This is a genomic window from Streptomyces sp. NPDC019443, assembly GCF_044389785.1.
GTDB lineage: Bacteria > Actinomycetota > Actinomycetes > Streptomycetales > Streptomycetaceae > Streptomyces.
The window spans coordinates 57,063-80,840 of sequence record NZ_JBIRYJ010000018.1 but is presented as its reverse complement, the minus strand read 5'-3'; the positions used below and the strand labels follow the sequence as shown (position 1 = coordinate 80,840).

22 protein-coding genes and 6 tRNA genes are annotated in these 23,778 nt (G+C 68.9%); 15 read left to right on the top strand and 13 right to left on the bottom strand.

Annotated elements, in window-relative coordinates:
* The 4 genes from ACH492_RS34630 to ACH492_RS34615 all read right to left on the bottom strand — a co-directional run bounded on the left by ACH492_RS34630 (position 1) and on the right by ACH492_RS34615 (position 1,718).
* Positions 1 to 918: an ABC transporter ATP-binding protein gene (locus tag ACH492_RS34630; RefSeq protein WP_398992556.1), complete on the bottom strand. Its 918-nt coding sequence runs from the start codon at positions 916 to 918 to the stop codon at positions 1 to 3.
* Between the two features lie 139 nt (positions 919 to 1,057).
* Positions 1,058 to 1,130, bottom strand: a tRNA-Gly gene (locus tag ACH492_RS34625).
* Between the two features lie 80 nt (positions 1,131 to 1,210).
* Positions 1,211 to 1,282 (bottom strand) — tRNA-Gly (locus ACH492_RS34620).
* Between the two features lie 100 nt (positions 1,283 to 1,382).
* On the bottom strand, positions 1,383 to 1,718 hold the full coding sequence (locus ACH492_RS34615; protein ID WP_398992554.1) for an Lsr2 family protein: 336 nt from the start codon (positions 1,716 to 1,718) through the stop codon (positions 1,383 to 1,385).
* 291 nt (positions 1,719 to 2,009) lie between these two features.
* Between ACH492_RS34615 and purS the strand changes: the two genes are divergently transcribed.
* The 10 genes from purS (at position 2,010) to purM (ending at position 12,083) form a co-directional block, all read left to right on the top strand.
* A complete protein-coding gene (gene purS / locus ACH492_RS34610) occupies positions 2,010 to 2,255 on the top strand; it encodes a phosphoribosylformylglycinamidine synthase subunit PurS (RefSeq protein WP_215092426.1) in 246 nt (81 codons plus the stop codon).
* Entirely contained in the window at positions 2,252 to 2,932 is a 681-nt protein-coding gene (gene purQ, locus ACH492_RS34605; protein WP_307662482.1) for a phosphoribosylformylglycinamidine synthase subunit PurQ, read from the top strand. The genes purS and purQ overlap by 4 nt, the downstream gene beginning before the upstream one ends.
* A 118-nt stretch (positions 2,933 to 3,050) precedes the next feature.
* Positions 3,051 to 5,300 (top strand): phosphoribosylformylglycinamidine synthase subunit PurL, encoded by a 2,250-nt coding sequence (gene purL, locus ACH492_RS34600; protein ID WP_398992551.1) that lies wholly within the window; start codon positions 3,051 to 3,053, stop codon positions 5,298 to 5,300.
* A 122-nt stretch (positions 5,301 to 5,422) separates the two neighbouring features.
* Positions 5,423 to 5,929, top strand: a complete 507-nt coding sequence (locus tag ACH492_RS34595) for an ArsR/SmtB family transcription factor (protein ID WP_398992549.1) — start codon at positions 5,423 to 5,425, stop codon at positions 5,927 to 5,929.
* Between the two features lie 24 nt (positions 5,930 to 5,953).
* Entirely contained in the window at positions 5,954 to 6,802 is an 849-nt protein-coding gene (locus tag ACH492_RS34590) for a M23 family metallopeptidase (protein WP_398992547.1), read from the top strand.
* 46 nt (positions 6,803 to 6,848) lie between these two features.
* Positions 6,849 to 7,505 (top strand): hypothetical protein, encoded by a 657-nt coding sequence (locus tag ACH492_RS34585; protein WP_398992545.1) that lies wholly within the window; start codon positions 6,849 to 6,851, stop codon positions 7,503 to 7,505.
* 39 nt (positions 7,506 to 7,544) lie between these two features.
* Positions 7,545 to 8,336: a sterol carrier family protein gene (locus ACH492_RS34580; protein WP_398992544.1), complete on the top strand. Its 792-nt coding sequence runs from the start codon at positions 7,545 to 7,547 to the stop codon at positions 8,334 to 8,336.
* A gap of 70 nt (positions 8,337 to 8,406) precedes the next feature.
* Positions 8,407 to 9,225, top strand: a complete 819-nt coding sequence (locus tag ACH492_RS34575) for an META domain-containing protein (protein WP_398992542.1) — start codon at positions 8,407 to 8,409, stop codon at positions 9,223 to 9,225.
* 236 nt (positions 9,226 to 9,461) lie between these two features.
* Positions 9,462 to 10,979 (top strand): amidophosphoribosyltransferase, encoded by a 1,518-nt coding sequence (gene purF / locus ACH492_RS34570; protein ID WP_398992540.1) that lies wholly within the window; start codon positions 9,462 to 9,464, stop codon positions 10,977 to 10,979.
* Between the two features lie 33 nt (positions 10,980 to 11,012).
* Positions 11,013 to 12,083, top strand: coding sequence for a phosphoribosylformylglycinamidine cyclo-ligase (gene purM, locus ACH492_RS34565; protein ID WP_398992538.1), 1,071 nt, complete (start codon positions 11,013 to 11,015; stop codon positions 12,081 to 12,083).
* A 92-nt stretch (positions 12,084 to 12,175) separates the two neighbouring features.
* On the opposite strand, the gene ACH492_RS34560 is transcribed toward purM, so the two are convergent.
* Positions 12,176 to 12,427 carry a DUF3073 domain-containing protein gene (locus tag ACH492_RS34560; protein ID WP_398992536.1) on the bottom strand — a complete coding sequence of 84 codons (252 nt, stop codon included), beginning with the start codon at positions 12,425 to 12,427 and terminating at the stop codon, positions 12,176 to 12,178.
* 277 nt (positions 12,428 to 12,704) lie between these two features.
* Positions 12,705 to 13,796: a Leu/Phe/Val dehydrogenase gene (locus ACH492_RS34555; protein WP_398992534.1), complete on the bottom strand. Its 1,092-nt coding sequence runs from the start codon at positions 13,794 to 13,796 to the stop codon at positions 12,705 to 12,707.
* A gap of 186 nt (positions 13,797 to 13,982) precedes the next feature.
* Between ACH492_RS34555 and ACH492_RS34550 the strand changes: the two genes are divergently transcribed.
* Complete coding sequence (locus tag ACH492_RS34550) at positions 13,983 to 14,822, top strand: hypothetical protein (RefSeq protein ID WP_398992532.1); 840 nt, start codon at positions 13,983 to 13,985, stop codon at positions 14,820 to 14,822.
* Between the two features lie 487 nt (positions 14,823 to 15,309).
* Positions 15,310 to 15,516, top strand: a complete 207-nt coding sequence (gene bldC / locus ACH492_RS34545) for a developmental transcriptional regulator BldC (protein ID WP_003949541.1) — start codon at positions 15,310 to 15,312, stop codon at positions 15,514 to 15,516.
* A gap of 321 nt (positions 15,517 to 15,837) precedes the next feature.
* On the opposite strand, the gene ACH492_RS34540 is transcribed toward bldC, so the two are convergent.
* From ACH492_RS34540 to ACH492_RS34510, 7 genes are all read right to left on the bottom strand, one after another.
* Positions 15,838 to 16,020 carry a DUF6274 family protein gene (locus ACH492_RS34540; protein WP_398992530.1) on the bottom strand — a complete coding sequence of 61 codons (183 nt, stop codon included), beginning with the start codon at positions 16,018 to 16,020 and terminating at the stop codon, positions 15,838 to 15,840.
* 277 nt (positions 16,021 to 16,297) lie between these two features.
* A tRNA-Asp gene (locus tag ACH492_RS34535) sits at positions 16,298 to 16,372 on the bottom strand.
* Positions 16,373 to 16,464: 92 nt separating this feature from the next.
* The gene (gene hrpA, locus ACH492_RS34530; protein WP_398992528.1) at positions 16,465 to 20,397 is read right to left on the bottom strand and encodes an ATP-dependent RNA helicase HrpA; all 3,933 of its coding nucleotides are present in this window, start codon (positions 20,395 to 20,397) and stop codon (positions 16,465 to 16,467) included.
* A 141-nt stretch (positions 20,398 to 20,538) separates the two neighbouring features.
* Positions 20,539 to 20,612 (bottom strand) — tRNA-Phe (locus ACH492_RS34525).
* A 22-nt stretch (positions 20,613 to 20,634) separates the two neighbouring features.
* A tRNA-Asp gene (locus ACH492_RS34520) sits at positions 20,635 to 20,709 on the bottom strand.
* 39 nt (positions 20,710 to 20,748) lie between these two features.
* Positions 20,749 to 20,821 (bottom strand) — tRNA-Glu (locus ACH492_RS34515).
* A gap of 80 nt (positions 20,822 to 20,901) precedes the next feature.
* Positions 20,902 to 22,455 carry a metallophosphoesterase gene (locus tag ACH492_RS34510; RefSeq protein ID WP_398992526.1) on the bottom strand — a complete coding sequence of 518 codons (1,554 nt, stop codon included), beginning with the start codon at positions 22,453 to 22,455 and terminating at the stop codon, positions 20,902 to 20,904.
* Between the two features lie 74 nt (positions 22,456 to 22,529).
* On the opposite strand from ACH492_RS34510, the gene ACH492_RS34505 reads away from it, so the two are divergent.
* The 3 genes from ACH492_RS34505 to ACH492_RS34495 are packed head-to-tail and all read left to right on the top strand — an operon-like array spanning position 22,530 to position 23,727.
* Entirely contained in the window at positions 22,530 to 22,880 is a 351-nt protein-coding gene (locus ACH492_RS34505; protein WP_307662497.1) for a metallopeptidase family protein, read from the top strand.
* On the top strand, positions 22,877 to 23,368 hold the full coding sequence (crcB, locus tag ACH492_RS34500) for a fluoride efflux transporter CrcB (protein ID WP_398992524.1): 492 nt from the start codon (positions 22,877 to 22,879) through the stop codon (positions 23,366 to 23,368). Before ACH492_RS34505 ends, crcB begins: the two co-directional genes overlap by 4 nt.
* The gene (locus ACH492_RS34495) at positions 23,365 to 23,727 is read left to right on the top strand and encodes a fluoride efflux transporter FluC (RefSeq protein ID WP_398992522.1); all 363 of its coding nucleotides are present in this window, start codon (positions 23,365 to 23,367) and stop codon (positions 23,725 to 23,727) included. The genes crcB and ACH492_RS34495 overlap by 4 nt, the downstream gene beginning before the upstream one ends.
* Positions 23,728 to 23,778: the final 51 nt, after the last annotated feature.

The window sequence follows — 23,778 nt, the reverse complement described above, 5'->3', positions numbered from 1 at the left end:
TCACACACCCGCCGTCTGAGTCTGCGCGATATCGAGGAAGGCCTCTTCGAGCGAGGCCGAACGGGCGTCGAGCTCTTCCAGGCGTACGTCCGACTCCTTTGCCCACAGCAGCAGTTCACCGAGGGACTGCTGCAGGTGGTGCGTACGGATCTCGATCCGCCGGCCGGCCGCCGCGGCCCGCAGCGAGAGCGGCAGCCGCTCCGCCGCCACCCACTCGGGCAGTACGAAACGGATGCGGGCAGGCCGCGCCGCCGTCACCTCGGACGGAGTTCCCGTGGTCACGATCCGCCCCCGGTGCATGATCGCCAGCCGGTCGGCGAGCGACTCGGCTTCCTCCAGATAGTGCGTGGTCAGCAGCACGGTGGTGCCTCCGTCCCGCAGCGCACGCACCAACTCCCAGGTGTCGCGGCGCCCCTCCGCGTCAAGACCGGCCGTCGGCTCGTCGAGGAAGAGCACCTCGGGCCGCCCGAGCAGCGCCAGCGCCAGATCCAGCCGCCGCCGCTCACCGCCGGACAGCTGCTTGGCCCGTACACCGGAGCGCTCCGCGAGCCCCACCAGCTTCAGCGCCTCCCCGGTGGGGCGTGCCCCGCTGGTGCACCCCGCCCACATCCGGGTGGTCTCGGCGACCGTCAGGTCGGAGGGAAAGCCGCCCTCCTGGAGCATCACGCCGATCCGGGGCCGGACGGCGGCGCGCTCGCGGAAGGGATCGTGGCCGAGCACCCGAACCCGTCCGTCGTCGGGGGCGGCGAGGCCCTCCAGCAGCTCGACCGTGGAGGTCTTGCCCGCGCCGTTGGTCCCGAGCAGGGCGAAGATCTCGCCGCGCGCCACGGAGAAGGAGATCCCGGTCACTGCCTCGAAGCCACCGGCGTAGGTCCGCCGCAGCCCTTCCGCCTCGATCACGTACTCGTCGCTGGTCATGGCTCAAGGCTTCCGCCGACCAGGAGCGACGGGCAGTGCGTGCTGTCACCGGCCCCGATGACAAATGTCATCGGGGTTCGCACCCGTCCAGCGCATACGACGAAGGCCCCGGTCGAATCGACCAGGGCCTTCTTCTCTGAGCGGACGACGAGATTCGAACTCGCGACCCTCACCTTGGCAAGGTGATGCTCTACCAACTGAGCCACGTCCGCATTGCTGCCGCTCAGCTCTCACTGTGCGGTGCTTCCACCACTCTACCTGATCCACATCAGTGGCCGGTAAAGCGATGCAGAGCGGGTGACAGGAATTGCACACTGCGCCTTCCCCCTGGAAGGGGGATGTTCTACTACTGAACTACACCCGCACGCTGCGTGAGACGGAGCCTTGCGGCCTCGCCCTTCGGCGTGCTCCAGACTCTAGCCGACCGCCAGGGGTGCAGCGCAACTCGGATCCGCTCGTGCCCCTCAACTGGCTTGGCGGAAGGCCTCGTAGACCCGCTTGGGGATTCGGCCGCGGGCCGGCACGTCCATCTTGTTGGACTGCGCCCAGGCCCGAACGGCCGCCGGGGCGGGCTCGAGCGAGGTGTGCCGGTAGGTGACGCGGGACTTGTCACGCTTCCCGGCGTATGTCCGCTTCCGGCCGGCCGCCATGTACGGGGCCAGGGCCTTGCGCAGTTTCTTTGCATTGGAGGGATTGAGGTCGATCTCGTACGACTTCCCGTCCACGGCGAACGCGACCGTTTCCGCCGCTTCTCCGCCGTCGATGTCGTCGGAGAGCGTGACCACTACTCGCTGAGCCACGGATATCGGTCCTTTCCTGCGGTATCACCGGTTTGACATGCTGTTGTGACATGCGGCGATACCGACTTTGCGGATGCTGAGGGGCAATGCTGCTTTCCTCTGTATTCCTTTGTACAGCGACAGGCGACGCATTGTGAAGCCCAGCCAATTACATGCGCGTGTCCGGGGCAATGGGTGGCGGGATATTTTCCCGGGATTTTGGTTGCGCGTTCTCCGGATATCTACCCGCGTAGATTTTTCGGGCGGGTACGCTGAGGGAACCGCCTTCGCAACACACCACCGGGAGTGCCCGTGGCACGCGTCGTAGTCGACGTCATGCTCAAGCCCGAGATCCTCGACCCCCAGGGACAGGCAGTACAGCGTGCACTGCCCCGTCTCGGATTCGACGGAATCGCGGACGTACGTCAGGGAAAGCGCTTCGAGCTGGAGGTGGAGGGGCCGGTCGACGACGCCGCCCTCGCCCGCATCCATGAGATGGCCGAAACGTTCCTCGCCAACACCGTCATCGAGGACTTCGTCGTGAAGGTGGAGTCGTGACCTCTCGTATCGGAGTCGTCACATTCCCCGGCACGCTCGACGACCGGGACAGCCTGCGCGCCGTACGTCTCGCGGGCGCCGAGCCGGTCTCGCTCTGGCACCGCGACAAGGACCTCAAGCAGGTCGACGCCGTGGTTCTCGCCGGGGGTTTCTCCTACGGCGACTATCTGCGGGCCGGAGCCATCTCCCGGTTCTCGCCGGTGATGGAAACGATCATCGACCAGGCGAAGGCCGGTATGCCGGTTCTCGGGATCTGCAACGGCTTCCAGATCCTCACCGAGTCGCATCTGCTGCCGGGCGCCATGCTCCAGAACAACCACCTGCACTTCATCTGCCGTGAGCAGAAGCTGCGGGTGGAGACGAGCGAGACGGCCTGGACCGCGGACTACACCGCCGGCCAGGAGATCTCGGTCCCGCTCAAGAACATGGACGGGCGGTACGTCGCCGACGAGCGCACTCTCGACGAGCTGGAGGCCGAGGGCCGGGTCGCCTTCCGCTATCTGGACTTCAACCCGAACGGTTCGCTGCGCGACATCGCAGGCATCACCAACGCCGCGGGCAATGTCGTCGGCCTGATGCCGCACCCGGAGCACGCCGTCGAGCCCCTGATCGGCACGGGCCGCACCGACGGCCTCGGTTTCTTCACCTCGATCCTCAAGAAGCTGGTCTCCCTGTGAGCGACGCACGCGTGGCCGCCGGGCAGACGAAGAAGCAAGCCGCACCTCTGCGCCGCGTGGGCGGAGATGGGGGCACCACCCAGGCGTCAGCTCTGGGGGAGAACGAAAGGGCCGCAGCATGAGCCTGGATACGGTCAAGCACGCGACCGAGACCCCGGACGTCGAGCAGCCCTGGGCCGAACTCGGTCTCAAGCAGGACGAGTACGAGCGCATCCGCGGGATCCTCGGCCGCCGTCCCACCGGTGCCGAGCTCGCCATGTACTCCGTGATGTGGTCCGAGCACTGCTCGTACAAGAGCAGCAAGGTCCACCTCAGGCAGTTCGGCGAGAAGGTCCCGGAGAACGACGCGATGCTCGTCGGCATCGGCGAGAACGCGGGCGTCGTGGACGTCGGCCAGGGGTACGCGGTCACCTTCAAGGTCGAGTCGCACAACCACCCGTCGTACATCGAGCCCTACCAGGGCGCGGCCACCGGCGTCGGCGGCATCGTCCGCGACATCCTCGCCATGGGCGCCCGCCCGGTCGCGGTCGTCGACCCGCTGCGCTTCGGAGCTGCCGACCACCCCGACACCAAGCGCGTCCTGCCGGGCGTCGTCGCGGGCATCGGCGGCTACGGCAACTGCCTCGGCCTGCCGAACATCGGCGGCGAGGTCGTCTTCGACTCCTGCTACCAGGGCAACCCGCTGGTCAACGCGGGCTGCATCGGCGTGATGAAGCACGAGGACATCCACCTCGCGCAGGCCTCGGGCCCCGGCAACAAGGTCATCCTGTACGGCGCCCGCACGGGCGGCGACGGCATCGGCGGCGTCTCGGTCCTGGCGAGTGAGACGTTCGATTCGACGGGTCCCGCCAAGCGCCCCGCCGTCCAGGTCGGCGACCCCTTCCAGGAGAAGCTCCTCATCGAGTGCACGCTCGAGATCTTCAAGGAGAAGCTGGTCGCGGGCATCCAGGACCTCGGCGGCGCGGGCCTGTCCTGCGCGACGAGCGAGCTGGCGAGCGCCGGCTCCGGCGGTATGCGCGTCGAGCTCGACACCGTCCCGCTGCGTGACGCGAGCCTCTCGCCCGAGGAAATCCTCATGAGCGAGTCGCAGGAGCGCATGTGCGCGATCGTCGAGCCCGACAAGGTCGGGCGCTTCCTGGAGATCTGCGAGAAGTGGGACGTCATCGCCACCGTCATCGGTGAGGTGACCGAGGGCGAGCGTCTGGAGATCTTCTGGCACGGCGAGCAGATCGTCGACGTCCCGCCGCGGACCGTTGCCCACGAGGGCCCGGTGTACGAGCGTCCCTACGCCCGTCCCGAGTGGCAGGACGCGCTCCAGGCCGACGACGCGAACAAGCTTCCCCGGCCTGCGAGCTCCGACGAGCTGCGTGAGCAGGTCCTCGCCCTGGTCTCCTCGCCGAACCAGGCCTCGAAGTCCTGGATCACCGACCAGTACGACCGTTTCGTGCAGGGCAACACCGTGCTTGCCCAGCCCGAGGACGCGGGCATGGTCCGGATCGACGAGGAGTCGAACCTGGGCGTGGCCATGGCGACCGACGGCAATGGCCGGTACGCGAAGCTCGACCCGTACACGGGCGCGCAGCTCGCGCTGGCGGAGGCGTACCGCAATGTCGCCGCGTCCGGAGCCAAGCCGCTCGCCATCTCGGACTGCCTGAACTTCGGCTCGCCCGAGGACCCGGCCGTCATGTGGCAGTTCGCGGAGGCCACGCGCGGTCTCGCGGACGGCTGCCTCCAGCTGGGCACCCCGGTCACGGGCGGCAATGTCTCGCTCTACAACCAGACCGGCGAGACCGCAATCCACCCGACGCCGGTCGTGGCGGTGCTCGGTGTGATCGACGACGTCAACCGCCGTACGCCGATCGCCTTCAAGGAAGAGGGCCAGCTCCTCTACCTGCTGGGCGACACGCGTGAGGAGTTCGGCGGCTCGGCCTGGTCGCAGGTGATCCACGACCACCTCGGCGGACTGCCGCCGGCCGTGGACCTGGACCGCGAGAAGCTGCTCGGCGAGATCCTGATCTCCGCGTCCCGCGACGGCATGATCGACGCGGCGCACGACCTGTCGGACGGCGGTCTGATCCAGGCTGTCGTCGAGTCGTGCCTGCGCGGCGGGACGGGCGCGCGGCTGATCGTGCCCGACGGGCTGGACGCGTTCACGTTCCTGTTCAGCGAGTCGGCGGGGCGCGCGGTCGTCTCGGTGCCGCGCAGCGAGGAGCTCCGCTTCAACGACATGTGCGGGGCGCGGGGGCTGCCGGTGACGCGGATCGGCGTCGTGGACGGCGAAGAGGTCGAGATCCAGGGCGAGTTCAGCATCCCGCTGGGGGAGCTGCGTACGGCGCACGAGGAGACCATTCCCGGTCTGCTGGTCTGACGTCTGCTGCTCAGGCCGTCTGCTGGATCGGCGCACTGCCGGCCGAGCCCCTGCCCCTCTCGGGGTGGGGGCTCAGTCGTTTCCCTCTTGCGCGAGATTACGTAACTACGTAGCTTTAAAACATGGGTCTGGAGGAGCGCGTCGCCGAGCTGGAGCGCCGGTTCGCGGCGCTGGAGAGCGCGGCGCCGGCCGAGACACCGGAGCTGGGCGCCGGCGACTTCTGGGCACTGGAAGGCCTCAAACAGCAGCTCGCCGTGGCCGAAGCGCCGGACGGAGGTGTGCTGTTCACCGGGTCCGTACGACTGCCCACGCAGGAGCGGTACGACTGGCAGTACGGCGCGCTCACGCACGGCCTGCTCGCCGCCGACTGGGAGCAGACCGCGGAGTCCTTCGCGGCGCTCGGCAATGCCGTGCGGCTGCGGCTCCTGCGGGAGATCCTCGGCGGCCGGCGTACGGCTGCCGAACTGACCGAGCTCGAAGGGCTCGGCACGACAGGCCAGATCTATCACCATCTGCGCCAGCTGACCGGTGCGGGCTGGCTGCACACGCCGAGCCGCGGCCGCTACGAGGTGCCGGGCACCCGGGTGGTGCCGCTGCTCGTGGTGCTGACCGCCGCCCGCCCGCACTGACGTCACCGCCAAGGGGGAACGAGTATGTCCGTCCGTAAGCTGTTCATGATCGCCTACCGCTGCTGCATCGTGGCCTTCATCGCCCTGGTCGTCGTCGCGGTTCTCACCGATCTGCCCCTGGCATGGGTCTGGGTGCCGGCGGCACTGGCGATTGCCATCGCCCTCGGGATGAGCCGCAAGGCCCGCGCTGAACAGGCTGGGCGGCCGCCCGCCGTCGAGGTGGACGCGCCGGTGACCGGCCGCTGGTCGGCGCTGAACAGCCCCGCGGACAAGGTCCCGAGCCATGGCACGCACGGCTACGGACAGACGTACGCGATCGACATCGTGGCCGAACCGGAAGGGCCCCCGGAGGCGAAGGACGACTCCCGTCCCACCTCCCGTCCCGCCTTTCGCTGGCTGTGGCCCGTCGTCCGCCGCAGCCGTGACTTCCCGGCCTTCGGGGCCCCGCTGCTCGCGGTGGCCGACGCCACCGTCGTCCGCGCGACCGACGGTCAGCGCGACCATCTGAGCCGCAACTCCCTTCCTGCGCTGGTCTATCTGATGCTCATCGAGGCAGCCGTACGGGAGATGAGCGGCGCCACGCGTGTCACGGGCAACCACATCGTGCTGGACCTCGGGGACGGTACGTACGCGATGTACGCGCACCTCCAGCGCGGCTCGCTCGCCGTCCGCGAAGGCGACCGGGTGCGGGCCGGACAGCAGCTCGCCCGTTGCGGGAACTCCGGCAACTCCACCGAGCCGCATGTCCACTTCCAGTTGATGGACGGGCTGGACCTGGACACGGCGCGGGGCATCCCGTTCCGGTGGCGGGGCATCGGAGTCCCGAGGAACGGCGAGCCGTTCACCGCCGGGGAGCCGGTGCTGCCCGCCTGATGACTTCGGCGGCCGGGCCGACACCGGCTCGTCGTAGGGGGAGTCCATGAATCACTCGCACATACCGCGCTGGCCCGACGATCCGGGCACGCACGTCGCCTTTCCGGACCGCGCCCCGCGGCTGTTCCCGGACCGCGGGAGCCGTCTGCGCAATACGGTCGACCGGCTGCTGTGCGCGGTGGCGGTGGCGGGGATCGGCGGGGCCTGCTGGGGTTTCTGGCTGGAGTACGACGAGAACAGGGACTGGGCGGCAAGCGAGAAGGCGATCGCGGAGGCCTGTGGGGACGTGGTCGATCCGGCCGCGGGCCTGCCGGCGCTCAGCCCGTCCGCCACCGCGCGGGCCGCGCGGGAGAGCGGCGAGGAGGCCGACGACGGGCTCCACGGTCCCGACCCGTGGTGGGCCGCCCTGGACTCCTGGTTCGGGGACGAGGCGAAAATCGTGTACGCGGAGGCCGGCTACAAGTCCCAGCGCCACCTCGCACCCGGCACCGCCGGCGGCTATCCGCGGGCGAACGCCTGGTGGGCCTCGGCCGTCTGCCGGGGCGTACCGGCCGTGCACACGCTGACCGTGGCCGACCACTACGAGAAGGCTGTCCGCAAGCAGTTGGGCGCGCTGCTGCGTGCGTACGTCGACGACGTCACCGAGCGCCGCGGCTGCACGGATGTGAAGTTCCCCAAGCCCGCGGACTTGGCCACGAAGTGACCACGGCCGCTGTCGTACCCAACCCTTAATGTCGGTCCCATGCCACCGGCCAAGAAGCGCACCCGCAGCTACGACCACGCCACCATCCGCGCCGCTGTGCTCGCCCAGTTCGGGCATGTACGGCACGCGGTAAACACCCTCACACCAGAGCAGTTCGCGCTGCCCACACGCCTGGGGGACTGGACCGTGCGCGAACTGACCGCGCACATCGCCCTGGTCGCCGGCCTCGTAGCCCGCTACCTCACCCTGCCCGAGCCGGAGAAGGCGGACGTCGCCCTGCTGGACTGGCCGTTCGCGACGGTCACGGCCGCCGGGCAGGTCGACGAGGACACCAGGGCCTTCGCGGCGGCCTCCGAGCCCGGCGAGCTGTTCGCGCGTACGGCGGCCCGGCTCGAAGAGCTGCTGCCGGCCGCTTCCGAGAACCGGCTGGTGCCGATGCGGTTCGGCGGGATGCGGCTCGGGGACTTCCTGGTCACCCGGACCGTCGAGCTGATCGTCCACACCGACGATCTGAACGCGGCGACCGGGCTGGACATCCCGTACGACCGCAATGCGCTCGCGGCCTGCACGCGCCTGCTCGCCGACGCCCTCGCGGTGAAGGCGCCCGGCGGGTCGGTCGAGGTGCGGGTGCCGCCGTTCGCCGTCGTCCAGTGCGTCGAGGGACCGCGGCACACCCGTGGCACCCCGCCCAATGTCGTCGAGACCGACCCGCTGACCTGGATCCGTCTCGCCACCGGGCGTACAGGATGGGCCGAGGCCGTCGACGCGGCGAAGGCCAGCGCGAGCGGCGAGCGCGCCGACCTTTCGGGCCTGCTCCCGATCCTGGGCTGACGGCGGAGTTCCGGCCGCGGCAACCGGGGGAACGGGGGAACCAGAGCTTCGCCACCCCCGTCCCATCGGTATGCGTAACCAGTTGAGCATTCCTGTCACCGCCCTGGCCCTCCTCGCCCTCGCCGCCTGCGGCACGGAATCGGGTTCCGGATCCGGTGCCGGCGGCGACGGAGACGGATCGGTCACGACCGATCTGCCCCTCACCGGCGTCCACTGGTCCGTCGACAGCGTGACCGTCGACGGCAAGAAGTCCGCGGCCCCGGCCGGCGCGCATGTCGAGATCACCAGCAAGGGCCGCGCCCAGGGCAACTACGGCTGCAATCACTTCGGTGCGGACGTCAAGGTCGCCGGTGACACGATTACCGTGGGCCCGGGTGAGATGACCGAGATGGCCTGCGCCAAGGACATCCAGGGCTTCGAGGACGCGCTGCGGGCGGCCTTCTCCGGCAAGCTCAAGGCCAAGATCGCCGATGAGAAGCTCACGCTGACCACCGCGAAGGGTGACTCCGTCGCCCTCACCTCCGAGCCCCCGGCGCCGCTGGTCGGCACCAAGTGGACCGTGAACTCGCTCCTCTCCGGCGAGACCGCCTCCTCGCTGCCTCCCGGCACGGAGAAGAACGCGCATCTGACCTTCGGCAAGGACGGTTCGGTACGCGGCAGCCTCGGCTGCAACACCTTCACCAGCACCGCGAAGATCTCCGGCTCCACGATCACCTTCGACCGCCTGGCCACGACACGGAAGGTGTGCACGGGTACGGCGATGACGCTGGAGAGCCACCTGCTCAAGGTCCTCGACGGCAAGGTGACGTACAAACTGCACCACCGCGGCCTGTCCCTCACCGCGGCGGACGGCAAGGGACTGGCCGCGACGGCGGCGCCGGCGAAGTGATCAGACGGGGTAAGTGATCAGACGGGGTGATCAGACGGGGTCAGCCCGTCTCAGGGGCGCGTACCTGTCAACGATCGTCCCGCAGTGTGGACGCCCGTCCGGACGCCCCTCCGGGCGCTGACCCGCAGGCCCAGCCCCGATCGAGCCCCCACGGACACCCCCACCCCCACCCCCGTCGACCCCTCCCCCGCATCCCCAATTCGGACCAGTGGTCGATCTCGCCTACACTCGGTGCCGTGCCACGTGGTGACGGACGACTCAACCACGACCTGCTCCCCGGTGAGAAAGGCCCCCAGGACGCTTGCGGCGTCTTCGGTGTCTGGGCTCCGGGCGAAGAGGTCGCGAAGCTCACTTACTTTGGGCTCTACGCCCTCCAACATCGAGGCCAGGAATCCGCGGGAATCGCGGTGAGCAACGGCTCCCAGATCCTCGTATTCAAGGACATGGGCCTGGTTTCCCAGGTCTTCGACGAAACTTCTCTCGGCTCGCTCCAGGGCCACATCGCGGTCGGTCACGCCCGCTACTCGACCACGGGCGCCTCCGTGTGGGAGAACGCACAGCCGACCTTCCGGGCCACCGCCCACGGCTCCATCGCGCTCGGCCACAACGGAAACCTGGTCAACACGGCCCAGCTCGCCGAGATGGTCGCCGCCCTCCCCAAGGAGAACGGCCGGGCCACCCGGGTCGCCGCCACCAACGACACCGATCTGGTCACCGCGCTCCTCGCGGGCCAGGTCGACGACGACGGCAAGCCGCTCACCATAGAAGCGGCCGCGGCCAAGGTGCTCCCGGACGTCAAGGGCGCGTTCTCCCTCGTCTTCATGGACGAGGGCACCCTGTACGCCGCCCGCGACCCGCAGGGCATCCGCCCCCTCGTCCTCGGCCGCCTCGAACGCGGCTGGGTCGTCGCGAGCGAGTCCGCCGCGCTCGACATCTGCGGCGCCAGCTTCGTCCGCGAGATCGAGCCGGGCGAGCTCATCGCCATCGACGAGAACGGCATCCGCACCTCCCGCTTCGCGGAAGCGAAGCCCAAGGGCTGTGTCTTCGAGTACGTCTACCTCGCTCGCCCCGACACCGACATCGCCGGCCGGAACGTCTATCTCTCCCGTGTCGAGATGGGCCGCAGGCTCGCCAAGGAAGCCCCGGTCGACGCGGATCTGGTGATAGCGACGCCGGAGTCCGGCACCCCCGCCGCCATCGGCTACGCCGAAGCCAGCGGAATCCCCTACGGCTCCGGTCTGGTGAAGAACGCCTACGTCGGCCGCACCTTCATCCAGCCCTCCCAGACCATCCGCCAGCTCGGCATCCGCCTCAAGCTGAACCCCCTCAAGGAAGTCATCCGGGGCAAGCGCCTGGTCGTCGTCGACGACTCGATCGTCCGCGGCAACACCCAGCGCGCCCTGGTCAAGATGCTCCGCGAGGCCGGCGCCGCCGAGGTCCACATCCGGATCTCGTCCCCGCCGGTGAAGTGGCCCTGCTTCTTCGGCATCGACTTCGCGACCCGCGCCGAGCTGATCGCCAACGGCATGACGATCGAGGAGATCGGCACCTCGCTGGGCGCCGACTCCCTCTCGTACATCTCTCTCGACGGCATGATCGAGGCGACCACCATCGCCAAGCCGAATCTCTGCCGCGCCTGCTTCGACGGCGAGTACCCGATGGATCTGCCCGATCCCGAGCTGCTCGGCAAGCAGCTTCTGGAGACCGAGCTGGCGGGCGGCGCCGATGCCGCCGACGCGCTCCGTCGCCCGTAACGCCCCCGTTTTACGACACGAAAGTTCTTGGCTATGTCTGCTGAGTCCACCGGTGCCAGCTACGCGTCCGCAGGTGTCGACATCGAGGCGGGTGACCGCGCGGTCGAGCTGATGAAGGAGTGGGTCAAGAAGACGCAGCGCCCCGAGGTCCTCGGCGGCCTCGGCGGCTTCGCCGGTCTCTTCGACGCCTCCGCCCTCAAGCGTTACGAGCGCCCGCTGCTCGCCTCGGCCACGGACGGCGTCGGCACGAAGGTCGACCTCGCCCGCCGGATGGGCGTGTACGACACGATCGGCCACGACCTCGTCGGCATGGTCGTCGACGACCTTGTCGTCTGCGGCGCCGAGCCGCTCTTCATGACCGACTACATCTGCGTCGGCAAGGTCCACCCTGAGCGCGTCGCCGCCATCGTCAAGGGCATCGCCGAGGGCTGTGTGCTGGCCGGCTGCGCGCTGGTCGGCGGCGAGACCGCCGAGCACCCCGGACTGCTCGGTGAGGACGACTTCGACGTCGCCGGCGCCGGTACGGGCGTGGTCGAGGCCGACCGGCTGCTGGGCGCGGATCGTATCCGTACGGGTGACGCGGTCATCGCCATGGCGTCCTCCGGGCTTCACTCCAACGGGTACTCGCTCGTACGGCACGTGCTCTTCGACCGCGCGAACATGGCGCTGGACCAGGAGGTGGAGGAGTTCGGGCGCACCCTCGGCGAGGAACTGCTCGAGCCCACCAAGATCTACTCGCTCGACTGCCTGGCGCTCACCCGGACCACCAAGGTGCACGCTTTCAGCCATATCACCGGCGGCGGTCTTGCCAACAACCTCGCCCGGGTCATTCCGGACAATCTGCATGCGGTCGTCGACCGTTCGACCTGGACCCCCGGCGCGGTCTTCGACCTCGTCGGCAAGGCCGGCCAGGTCGAGCGCCTCGAGCTTGAGAAGACCCTCAACATGGGAGTGGGCATGATCGCCGTCGTCCCCGAGGAGTCGGTGGACGCGGCGCTGACCACGCTCGCGGACCGCGGCGTCGATGCCTGGGTCGCGGGAGAGATCACGGAGCGTGGCGACCGCGCCACGGGCGCGACCCTCACGGGCACGTATTCACATTAGGCACAGTCGCAAGCTGAACAGCACAGAACCCGGTCCGTGGGTGAGCCCCGGACCGGGTCGGTGTGTGCCTAGTGCAACGGTCTAGTGCAACGTCAAGCGCCGCGGCGCTGCGACGACGGACCGGACTCGTCGTCCTCGTCCTCGTCGTCGTTGTACAGATCCGCGTACTGTGCGTACGGGTCGTCTTCCTCGTCGTCGTCCTCGAACGGCTCGCCGTTCGGAGGCTGACTCGAAGTCGAAGCGCCCAGCTCGTTGGCCAGACGCGACAGGTCAGTCCCGCCGCTGTTGTACTTCAGCTGGCGGGCGACCTTTGTCTGCTTGGCCTTGGCCCGGCCGCGCCCCATGGCTCGACCCCCTCGGTGACGGGGCTCGACGGCCCCAGAGTCTTGACACGCGTTCATGATTCGGAACGGGCTCTCCGTGGAGAGACCGGTCCGTAGGGCTTCAACGGTACCTGCTTCCGCGGCCATACGGTACGCCGCCCGCATGACGCGCCACTTCACAGGACCCGCGAGGAGCCCTGTCCTCGCTGGTCAACTGCGATTTTAACCTCTTCTCGGCAGTCGACCCGCCGACCGGGGTGAGTCTTGTCTCCCAGTCGGCGGGCGAGGGCCTGCCAGGTCAATGGCCGCGGGCCTCCGCCATCCGCTGCTCGGCGATCCGGTCCGCCGCCGCGGCCGGCGGAATCCCGTCTTCCTTCGCACGTGCGAATATTGCCAGCGTGGTGTCGAAGATCTTCGCCGCCTTCGCCTTGCAGCGGTCGAAGTCGAAGCCGTGCAGTTCGTCGGCGACCTGGATGACTCCGCCGGCGTTCACCACATAGTCGGGGGCGTAGAGGATCCCGTGGTCCGCGATGTCCTTCTCGACGCCCGGGTGCGCGAGCTGGTTGTTGGCAGCGCCGCACACCACCTTCGCAGTGAGGACGGACACGGAGTCGTCGTTCAGCGCGCCGCCGAGCGCGCACGGGGCGTAGACGTCCAGGCCCTCCGTACGGATCAGGGCGCCCGTGTCCGCCACCGCTGTGACCTGCGGGTGCTTGTCGAGAATCCGGCGTACGGATTCCTCGCGCACATCCGTGATCACGATCTCGGCGCCGTCCTGCAGCAGGTGCTCGACCAGGTGGTGCCCGACCTTGCCGACGCCCGCGATGCCGACCTTGCGGCCGCGCAGCGTCGGGTCGCCCCACAGGTGCTGGGCCGAGGCCCGCATGCCCTGGAAGACGCCGTAGGCCGTGAGGACCGACGAGTCGCCGGCGCCGCCGTTCTCGGGGGAGCGGCCGGTGGCCCAGCGCGTCTCGCGGGCCACGACGTCCATGTCCGCGACGTACGTGCCGACGTCGCAGGCCGTCACATAGCGGCCACCGAGGGAGTCCACGAAGCGGCCGTAGGCGAGCAGCAGCTCTGTTCTCTGACTGGCTTCGATCTTCTCCGAGTCACCGATGATCACGGCCTTGCCGCCGCCGTGGTCAAGACCGGCCATGGCGTTCTTGTACGACATCCCCCGGGACAGGTTCAGCGCGTCCGCGACGGCCTCTTCCTCGGTGGCGTACGGGTAGAAGCGGGTGCCGCCGAGGGCCGGGCCCAGGGCGGTGGAGTGGATGGCGATGACGGCCTTCAGGCCAGAGGCGCGGTCCTGGCACAGCACGACTTGCTCGTGGCCTCCCTGGTCCGATCGGAACAGGGTGTGCAGGACGCCGTCGGTCACATCGGTCACGGTGGTGACTCCCAAGTACGAAGCGGCGGTGGAAGGGCTTCCTTGGGGTCTCCCCGTCGCTTGTGGCAGGGGAAGGGTGGGGAAGCCTTAAGTTTCGGCACGAGAGTAAGTCCTACGCGTGCGTAGATCCGACGCAGTGCTGAGGATCACCCCCTGGCGGAGTACTGGCGTGGAAGGATTCGCGGCATGCCAGCGCTGTCCTCGGTCCTCGTCCCGTACGCGGCCTACCTGCGGGTGTACGAGCCGCTGGCGGCCTTTCCCGAGCCGGAGCGGGGCCACTGGGCCCGCTATGCCCGCCGGGAGCACACCCCCACCGCACAGGACGAACTGCGGCGTTCGCTGGCCGACTTGCTGCCCACCCCGCCGGTCCCGGTGCCGGTCCACGAGAGCGGCGACGCCTTTGTCACGGAGGTGGACGGCGTGGTGTGCGTCTGCCCGTGGCGCACCAGGCTGCGCGGCTGGCTGGCGCTGGAGGAGCTGACGGAGCTGTTGCCCACCGCGCTCCTCGACGCGGTGCTGCCGCCGGTGGTGCGCGGGCAGGCGGCCGCGGACTACGAGCAGTGGCGCGAGCGCAACCCGGACGCGCGGCCCTGGATCCGTACGTCGGTCTGGCAGGTGCCGGTGCGCTGGTTCGCGCTCTTCTCGGACGAAGAGCGCGAGTACGAGCCGGCGGGGCCCGCGGCGCCCGTGCTGCGCTACCGGACGCCGATGGTGCAGGCCAGGCGGCGGGTGGCCCGCGCGTTGAAGACGCTGCGAGAGACGATCGACGGGGGACAGCTGACCGAAGGCCTGGTGGACGTGGGGCGGTGGCTGGAGGAGTTCCATCCGCGCTCCCTGGTCGAGCTCGACTACGGCGGCCTGGTGCACGCTCTTGCGGGACCCCAGCTCGCAGAGGACCGCTCGGCGGCGGATCTGGCCGCGGGGATCGAGGCGCTGCGGGCCGGAGACGGCGAGGCGGCGGGCGAGGCGTACGCCCGTCTGGTGGAGCGCTGGCGGGCTGTGAGGGACCTTCAGTTCGCGAACTGAGCGTTTCTGATGGGCATTGAGGATCACCGAGGCCATCGGTCCAGGACGTAGGTTCCGATCCGGGCCTTTGTCTCAAGCGTGACGGACGGCACTTACTGGGCCCTTGCGCCTATCACCTACCCTCGTGTCAAAATAGGACAAGGAGTCCGGGGAGGACTCCTTCCGTCCAACTAAGGGCGGAAAACTCGGCATTGCACTCTATGGGGGGTCTGGCGACTCCTGATAGCTCTGTGACTGATCGTCACTGCGACGTAACTGTCCGTTATGGCATGGTCCATCGGACTTCCGCCGCTGATGAACACCTCAGAGGGCAATTCCGTCGGTTTGGCCGACGTGGCTGGACGGATGGTGTAGTTGTAGTGCCGAGGACAAGCCGTTCGTCCTATAACCGACTCGACCCGCATCCGCCATTTCGGGCAACGCGGGTCAAGGTGCAGAATTTAGAGGAAAGAACCGAGAAGGTTCGGTTCTCCCGAGGAGGCCGCTCATGACCGCTCGCACCCCTGATGCCGAGCCGCTGCTGACCCCGGCTGAGGTTGCCACGATGTTCCGCGTGGACCCGAAGACGGTCACCCGCTGGGCCAAGGCAGGCAAGCTCACGTCCATCCGCACGCTCGGTGGGCATCGTCGGTATCGCGAGGCAGAGGTCCGCGCACTGCTTGCGGGTATTCCGCAGCAGCGTAGCGAGGCCTGAACACCCCATTGATCGGGCATTTCCGGGACCCCCATCCCGGTAAGCCCACCTATAGCTCCACATGACGGGCGTCTGCCCCAACGGACTTCGTCATCGATCGCGCTGGACTCCGCCGGGTCTAGCGCGATCTTTTTTGTGCCTGGGGAAGGGTGGGGCGCGGCCGGCCCGGGGGGTGGGTGGAGGTGCGCGGAGGTGCTCAGGGGGTGGTGCAATTGCACATATTAAATTGGCTGGTTGTAGGGAGGGGGTAAGTTCACCGGTTCGGGAAACCCGTTCGGTGACTCCCGTCACATTGCACAACCCTTGCCAAAGCCGAGTCTGTCACTCGGTGATGGGGCTTTCGTCCTCGGCGGAGCCGGGTGGGGAAGGTTCCATGGCGAGCCGCTGGAGGCGATGGCATATGGGGCAGTGACGGGTGAGATGCCGGTAGCCGGACGCTGCGGCCTTCAGATGGGCGCGCAACAGCGCCCTGGTCTCGTGCTGCCTCGCTGCGGACGCCGCCATGCACGTCACCTCCGGTGTGTGCCGTCCCCTTAGTGATTGGGTACCGGCGGCAGATGACGCCGTCAAGACGCCCGGATGGGGAAGGCCGGCGCGTGGGAGGGGTGCGGGCACGGCGAAGGCCCGCGTCCTTGACGGATGCGGGCGTTGTGTGGGGCGGGCGGTCCTGACGGGATTTGCTGTGTCTGATTGCGGCTCCGCCGCGGGCGCGGCCTTGGGGGCCGTGTCCACGTACGGCGAAGGCCCGCGTCCTTGACGGATGCGGGCCTTCGTATCACTGCGGTCCTGACGGGATTTGAACCCGCGGCCTCCACCTTGACAGGGTGGCGAGCACTCCAAACTGCTCCACAGGACCAGATTTCGCCGCGCTTCTTGCCGTGCGCTGCGAAGCAAAACTGTACAGCAGCTCAGAGGGTCCGGTCGAACTCACTCAAGGCGACGGACGCATTACGGCGCCGCCGCGTCGATCGCCTTCACGATGCGCTTGTCCGAGACCGGGTACGCCGTCCCCAGCGCGTGCGCGAAGTAGCTCACTCGCAGCTCCTCGATCATCCAGCGGATGTCCAGGACCTCCCGCGGGACCGGGCGGCCCTGTGGCATCTGCTCCAGCAGCCAGGCGTACTCGTCCTGCATCTCGTGGACCTTCTCCATGCGCGTCGTGTCGCGCTGGACGTTCGTCGGCATCTGCTGGAGGCGGCGGTCCACCGCGACCAGATAGCGCATGAGGTCCGGCAGCCGCCTCAGGCCGGTCCTGGTGACGAAGCCGGGCGGCATGAGGGCCGCCAGCTGCTTGCGGACGTCCTGGACACTGGCGACCAGGGCCAGGCTGTTCGTCGCCTTCAGGCGGCGCTCGCAGGCCTGCCAGGCGGCCAGGATCTGCTGGACCTGGTCCACCGTCCGTACCGTCGCGTCGACGAGATCCGCGCGGACCTTGTCGTACAGCTTGCGGAACGACTCCTCGTCCCACGCCGGGCCGCCGTGGTCGGCGATCAGCTTGTCCGCCGCGGCCGAGGCGCAGTCGTCGAAGAGCGCCTGGATCGAGCCGTGCGGATTACGGGACAGGGCCAGCTTCTGCTGGTTGGTGAGCTTGTCCGAGGCGAACTTGGCGGGGTTCACCGGGATGTTGAGCAGGATCAGCTTGCGCGTGCCCTGCCACATCGCCTGCTGCTGCTCGGCCTCGGTGTCGAAGAGGCGTACGGACACGCTCTCACCGGCGTCGACGAGCGCCGGGTACGCCTTGACCGGCTGGCCGGCCCTGCGCGTCTCGAAGACGCGGGACAGCGTGCCGATCGTCCAGTCCGTGAGGCCGGTGCGCTCCAGGGACTGGCCGGCAGGCCCGGACGTGGCGGCCGCGGCGGCCTTCGAGAGTGCCTGGCGCGCCTCCGGCTTGAGCTGGAGCTTCAGGGCCTCCAGGTCCTTGGCCTCCGCGAGCTTCTTGCGCCGCTCGTCGACGATCCGGAACGTGATCTTGAGGTGGTCGGGGACCCGGGACAGATCGAAGTCGTCCGCCGTGACCGGGACGCCGACCATGCGCTGCAGCTCGCGCGCGAGGGTGACGGGCATCGGCTCCTGGAGCGGCACAGCCCGCTCCAGGAAGGCCTTCGCATAGTTCGGGGCGGGGACGTAGTGCCGGCGGATCGGCTTGGGGAGGGAGCGGATCAGCTCCATCACCACCTCCTCGCGCAGCCCCGGGATCTGCCAGTCGAAGCCCTCGCTCGTGACCTGGTTCAGCACCTGGAGCGGGATGTGGACGGTCACACCGTCCGCGTCCGCGCCCGGCTCGAACTGGTAGGTCACCCGGAATTTCAGCCCGCCCTGCCGCCAGGAGTCCGGATAGTCGTCCTTGGTGACCTGCCCGGCCTTCTCGTTGATGAGCATCTCGCGCTCGAAATCGAGGAGTTCGGGCTCGTCCCGGCGCTTGTGCTTCCACCAGGAGTCGAAGTGTGCGCCCGAGACCACGTGTTCGGGCACGCGCTGGTCGTAGAAGTCGAAGAGCGTCTCGTCGTCCACGAGGATGTCGCGGCGCCGCGCCCGGTGCTCCAACTCCTCTACCTCGGTGAGGAGTTTGCGGTTGTCGGCGAAGAACTTGTGGTGTGTACGCCAGTCGCCCTCGACCAGCGCGTTACGGATGAACAGATCGCGGGAGGTCTCGGGGTCGATGCGCCCGTAGTTCACCTTGCGCTGGGCGACGATCGGCACGCCGTACAGCGTGACCCGCTCGTACGCCATCACGGCGGCCGCGTCCTTCTCCCAGTGCGGCTCGCTGTAGGTGCGCTTGATCAGATGCTGCGCGAGCGGCTCGATCCACTCGGGCTCCACCTTGGCGTTGACGCGGGCCCACAGCCGGGACGTCTCGACGAGCTCCGCCGACATGATGAAGCGCGGGGGCTTCTTGAAGAGCGCCGAGCCGGGGAAGACGGCGAACTTGGCGCTGCGGGCGCCCAGATACTCGTTCTTGTCGGTGTCCTTGAGGCCGATGTGCGAGAGCAGGCCCGCCAGCAGCGAGGTGTGGACGGACTGCTCGGGAGCGACCGTGTCCGCCGAGGGCTCCTCGAGATGTAGGCCCATCTGCTTGGCGACCGTACGCAGCTGCGCATAGATGTCCTGCCACTCGCGGATGCGCAGGAAGTTCAGATACTCCTGCTTGCACATGCGGCGGAAGCTGGAGGAACCGCGCTCCTTCTGCTGCTCGCGGATGTAGCGCCAGAGGTTGAGGTACGCGAGGAAGTCGGAGGTCTCGTCCTTGAACCGGGCGTGCTGCTGGTCGGCCTGCGTCTGCTTGTCGGAGGGCCGCTCGCGCGGGTCCTGGATGGAGAGCGCGGCAGCGATCACCATGACTTCGCGTACGCAGCCGTTCTTGTCGGCCTCGATGACCATACGGGCCAGGCGCGGGTCTACCGGGAGCTGGGAGAGCTTGCGGCCGAGCTGCGTGAGCTTCTTCTTGGGATCTTTCTGGGCCGGGTCGAACGCGCCCAGTTCCTGGAGGAGTTGGACGCCGTCGCGGATATTGCGGTGGTCCGGCGGGTCGATGAAGGGGAACTTCTCGATGTCGCCGAGCCCGGCGGCGGTCATCTGGAGGATGACGGAGGCGAGGTTCGTACGCAGGATCTCGGCGTCCGTGAACTCGGGACGGGAGTCGAAGTCGTCCTCGGAGTACAGACGGATGCAGATGCCGTCGGACGTACGGCCGCAGCGGCCCTTCCGCTGGTTGGCGCTGGCCTGGCTGATCCGCTCGATGGGGAGGCGCTGGACCTTGGTGCGGTGGCTGTAGCGGGAGATACGGGCGGTGCCCGGGTCGATCACGTACTTGATGCCGGGGACGGTCAGCGAGGTCTCGGCGACGTTCGTGGCGAGGACGATGCGGCGGCCGGTGTGCGCCTGGAAGACGCGGTGCTGCTCGGCGTGCGAGAGCCGTGCGTAGAGGGGGAGTACCTCTGTGAAGCGGTACTGCTTCTTGTTGAGCGCGTCCGCGGTGTCGCGGATCTCGCGCTCGCCGGAGAGGAAGACGAGGATGTCGCCCTTGCCCTCGCCCTGGAGCTCCTCGACGGCGTCGCAGACGGCGGTGATCTGGTCGCGGTCGCTGTCCTCGCTGTCGTCCTCGAGGAGGGGGCGGTAGCGCACCTCTACGGGGTACGTACGGCCGCTGACCTCGACGATCGGGGCGTCGCCGAAGTGGCGGGAGAAGCGCTCCGGGTCGATCGTGGCGGAGGTGATGATCACCTTGAGGTCGGGGCGTCTGGGCAGCAGCTGGGCGAGATAGCCGAGCAGGAAGTCGATGTTGAGGGAACGCTCGTGGGCCTCGTCGATGATGATCGTGTCGTACGCGCGCAGCTCGCGGTCCGTCTGGATCTCGGCGAGGAGGATGCCGTCCGTCATCAGCTTGACGAAGGTGTCGCCGCCGACCTGGTCCGTGAACCGGACTTTCCAGCCGACAGCCTCGCCGAGGGGCGTGCGGAGCTCTTCCGCGACACGTTCGGCGACGGTGCGGGCGGCGATCCTTCGCGGCTGCGTATGGCCGATCATGCCGCGTACGCCGCGGCCCAGCTCGAGGCAGATCTTCGGGATCTGGGTGGTCTTGCCCGAGCCGGTCTCGCCCGCGACGATCACGACCTGGTGGTCCCGTATCGCCTCGAGGATCTCGTCCCTCCGCTGGCTGACCGGCAGCTGCTCGGGGTACGTGACCCCGGGCACCCGGTCGGCCCGCCGGGCCGTGCGGGCCGCGGACTGCTCGGCCTCGGCGGCGATCTCATTGAGCACCGCCTGCCGCGCCTCGGGCTTACGGATACGGCGGGCGCCTTCGAGACGGCGGCCGAGCCGGTGGGCGTCGCGCAGGGACGCCCCGGCCAGCAGGGTCTGAAGGTCGGCGAAGGAAGTAGACATACGGATCCCAGGATCGCACCCCCGGGAAAGCGCTGGCGAACACATTTCCACCAGCCCTGGACCGGACGGGCCACGCTGGGCGTCGGCGACCTGGGGGTATGGCGAAAGCCCCGATCCGTGGGGGCCGGGGCTTTCGGGTTGTGGCTGGGGCCGGGGTCGAACCGGCGACCTATCGCTTTTCAGGCGATCGCTCGTACCAACTGAGCTACCCAGCCACGCGGCCTTCGACAGCCGCAGCGGTCCTGACGGGATTTGAACCCGCGGCCTCCACCTTGACAGGGTGGCGAGCACTCCAAACTGCTCCACAGGACCAAGCAATGTGCGAGCACAAGTCTCGCACACGGTGATGCGTGCCCCCAACGGGATTCGAACCCGTGCTACCGCCTTGAAAGGGCGGCGTCCTGGGCCACTAGACGATGAGGGCTAAGGGCCCACCTGGGCGCTTCGCAGCGCGTCGGGGACGTGAGAAGCATATGGGATGCGGGGAGCTATCGCCAAAACGGTTTACCGGCGCTGGGAGGGGGTGCCGGAGGGAGCGCTCGGGGACGGGGTCGCCCCGGGGGCGTTCTCGTCCGGGAGGTGGCGGCTGACCTCGGCCGTCGTCAAGCCCAGGCCGCCCAGCGTGATCTCGTCCCACGCCTGCAGCCGTCTGGTCGTACGGTCCAGATAGAGGACCGACGCCCGAACCTTCTCCGGCTTCTTGTTCTGCAGCGCGCGCAGGCCCCCGCCGCCCGTCGAGCCCTCGACCTTCAGGCGCGTGCCCTGTCCGAGTACCTCCGTTTCGCGGTGGTGGACATGGCCCGCCAGGACCAGCGGGACCTCGCCGTCCGTCTCGCGGGCCGCGACCGGGTTGTGGGCGATCGCGATGTCGACGGGCGTGCCCGCGCGGGTCTGGTCGCGCAGGGCGGAGGCGAGGCGGATGCCCGCCATGCGTTCGGCCGGGTCGCCCTGGGCGACGACCGAGCGGTCGGGGGTGAACTGGGGGTCGCCGATGCCCGCGATGCGCAGGCCGGCGACGGTGACGGCCCGGCCGTCGTCCAGGACGTGCACGTTCTTGAGGCGGGAGAGATACGCCTGGGTGGTGCCGGAGTCGTGGTTGCCGCGGACCCAGACGTAGGGCGCGCCGAGGTCGGGGATCGGGTCGAGGAAGCCGTTCTCGGCGGCGGTGCCGTGGTCCATCGTGTCGCCGGAGTCAATGATCACGTCGATTCCGTACTGCTCGACGAGCGAGCCGATGATGTGCCACGACGCCGGGTTGAGGTGGATGTCGGAGACGTGCAGCACCCGCATCGTGCGGGGGTCCGGCTGGTAGGTGGGGAGGGTCGAGGTCGCCTCGTACAGCTTGGTGACATTGGTGACCAGGCGCGCCAACTCCTGCTGGTAGACGTCGAATTCGGTGACGATGGAGCGCGCGTTGCCGACGACCGAGGGGGCGCTGGAGAGCAGTCCGGAGAACTTCGGCTCCAGGACGGACTTCGGGTTCCACGTCGCGTACGCGGAGATGCCGGAGGCGGTCAGGAGGGCCAGCGCGAGGCCGCCCGCGGCGAGTGCCCGGCGTGGGCGGCGGTAGACGGCGAGGCCTAGGGCGGTCGCGCCGGAGACGACGGCGACGCAGGAGCGTACGGCCAGCTCGGTGGTCCCGTCCGTCACGTCGTGGGCGACCTCGTCCTGGAGGCCGGAGAGGCGTTCGGGGTGCTCGACCAGGGCCTGGGAGCGGACCGGGTCGAGCTGGTCGACGTCGACGTCGAGTCGGATGGGTGCGACATGGGAGTCGAGCTCCAGGGCGCCCAGCGGCGAGACGTTGATCTTTGTGCCGCCGGACAGGGACGGGCGCAGGGTCATGCTCGTGTCCATCGGGCCGACCGGCGTACGGACGCTGCCGACGATCAGCAGGCCGAGCCAGGCGCCGAGGAGGACCACGGAAGCAAGGCCCAGCGCGCGGGCCCAGGGGTGCGGGGTGTGGACGAGGGTGCTGGTCGGGCCGGTGTTGCGTGAGCGGTAGTGGTGCTGGAGCCGGGTGAGCGCGGCTCGGATCCGTTCCGGGGCTTCGCGGGCCATTGGTCCCGTATGCCCAGCCCGGCGGGCGGCCATGCCGGGGCGACCGGTCGCACGGCGTACGTGACAATGGCCAGGTGCTGGAGATGACGCGCGAGGAGTTCGAGGAACTGGTCGCCGAAGCCCTGGACAGGATTCCGCCGGAGCTGACGCGGCTTATGGACAACGTCGCGGTGTTCGTCGAGGACGAGCCCACCGCCGACGATCCCGAGCTGCTCGGGCTCTACGAGGGGACTCCGCTCACCGATCGCGGCGAGTGGTACGCGGGCGTGCTGCCGGACCGGATCACCATCTACCGCGGGCCGACGCTGCGGATGTGTGAGACCCGCGAGGACGTGGTCGCGGAGACCGAGATCACCGTGGTGCACGAGATCGCCCATCACTTCGGGATCGACGACGAGCGGCTGCATGCGCTGGGGTACGGGTGACAAGTCCGGGACCGCCGCCGCCGGAGGCGATCGATCCGGATGTCGATCTGCATGTGCCCGCGCAGCGCGCCGAGACCGCGGGCAGCCACAAGTGGCCGGTGCTCGCGGCGATCTCGACGGGCGGCGCGGTGGGGGCGACGGCGCGGTACGCCGCCTTGGTGCTGTGGCCCGCGGCACCGGGCGCGTTCCCATGGGCGACCTTCTGGGTCAATGTGCTGGGCTGCGCGCTGATCGGGGTGCTGATGGTGCTGGTCAGCGAGGGCGGCCGGAGCGCGCATCCGCTCGTGCGGCCGTTCCTCGGAGTCGGGGTGCTCGGCGGGTTCACGACCTTCTCGACATACGCGCTCGACTTCTCCGAGCTCCTCGAGCGTGAGGAGGCGGACACCGCGCTGGCGTATGCGGCCGGGACCGTCGTGGGCGCGATGGCCGCGGTGTGGCTGGCCGCCTCGGCGACCAGGGCGGTCCTGACCAGAGGGGCCGCGCGGTGAACTGGCTGATGGTGGTGGTGGGCGCTGCGGTCGGCGCGCCCCTGCGGTATCTGACGGACCGTGCGGTGCAGGCGCGCCACGACTCGGTGTTCCCGTGGGGGACCTTCGTCGTCAACGCGGCCGGGAGCCTGGTGCTGGGCGCGCTCTCGGGGGCGGCGGTGACCTCGGGGACGTACGCCCTCCTCGGTACGGGTCTGTGCGGGGCGCTCACCACGTACTCGACGTTTTCGTACGAGACGCTGCGGCTGGCCGAGCGCGGGTGGATATTCCTGGCGGCGGCGAATGTGGGCGCGTCGCTGCTGGTGGGGCTCGGATCGGTCTTCATGGGCGCGGAGTTGGCGCGGGGGCTCGTGCCGTAGGGGGAGTACAAGGGCGCGTTCCTTGTGGGGCGCGGGGGCGTGTCCCTTGTG

Bases quoted from the DNA above. Each gene is read 5' to 3' on its own strand.
- ACH492_RS34595 (WP_398992549.1), top strand. From the start codon at position 5,423: ATGGGTCTGGAGGAGCGCGTCGCCGAGCTGGAGCGCCGGTTCGCGGCG.
- ACH492_RS34550 (WP_398992532.1), top strand. From the start codon at position 13,983: ATGCCAGCGCTGTCCTCGGTCCTCGTCCCGTACGCGGCCTACCTGCGG.
- hrpA (WP_398992528.1), bottom strand. From the start codon at position 20,397: ATGTCTACTTCCTTCGCCGACCTTCAGACCCTGCTGGCCGGGGCGTCC.
- bldC (WP_003949541.1), top strand. From the start codon at position 15,310: ATGACCGCTCGCACCCCTGATGCCGAGCCGCTGCTGACCCCGGCTGAG.
- purM (WP_398992538.1), top strand. From the start codon at position 11,013: ATGTCTGCTGAGTCCACCGGTGCCAGCTACGCGTCCGCAGGTGTCGAC.
- ACH492_RS34575 (WP_398992542.1), top strand. From the start codon at position 8,407: ATGCGTAACCAGTTGAGCATTCCTGTCACCGCCCTGGCCCTCCTCGCC.
- ACH492_RS34590 (WP_398992547.1), top strand. From the start codon at position 5,954: ATGTCCGTCCGTAAGCTGTTCATGATCGCCTACCGCTGCTGCATCGTG.
- ACH492_RS34585 (WP_398992545.1), top strand. From the start codon at position 6,849: ATGAATCACTCGCACATACCGCGCTGGCCCGACGATCCGGGCACGCAC.
- ACH492_RS34630 (WP_398992556.1), bottom strand. From the start codon at position 918: ATGACCAGCGACGAGTACGTGATCGAGGCGGAAGGGCTGCGGCGGACC.
- ACH492_RS34580 (WP_398992544.1), top strand. From the start codon at position 7,545: ATGCCACCGGCCAAGAAGCGCACCCGCAGCTACGACCACGCCACCATC.
- purL (WP_398992551.1), top strand. From the start codon at position 3,051: ATGAGCCTGGATACGGTCAAGCACGCGACCGAGACCCCGGACGTCGAG.
- ACH492_RS34510 (WP_398992526.1), bottom strand. From the start codon at position 22,455: ATGGCCCGCGAAGCCCCGGAACGGATCCGAGCCGCGCTCACCCGGCTC.
- ACH492_RS34540 (WP_398992530.1), bottom strand. From the start codon at position 16,020: ATGGCGGCGTCCGCAGCGAGGCAGCACGAGACCAGGGCGCTGTTGCGC.
- ACH492_RS34560 (WP_398992536.1), bottom strand. From the start codon at position 12,427: ATGGGGCGCGGCCGGGCCAAGGCCAAGCAGACAAAGGTCGCCCGCCAG.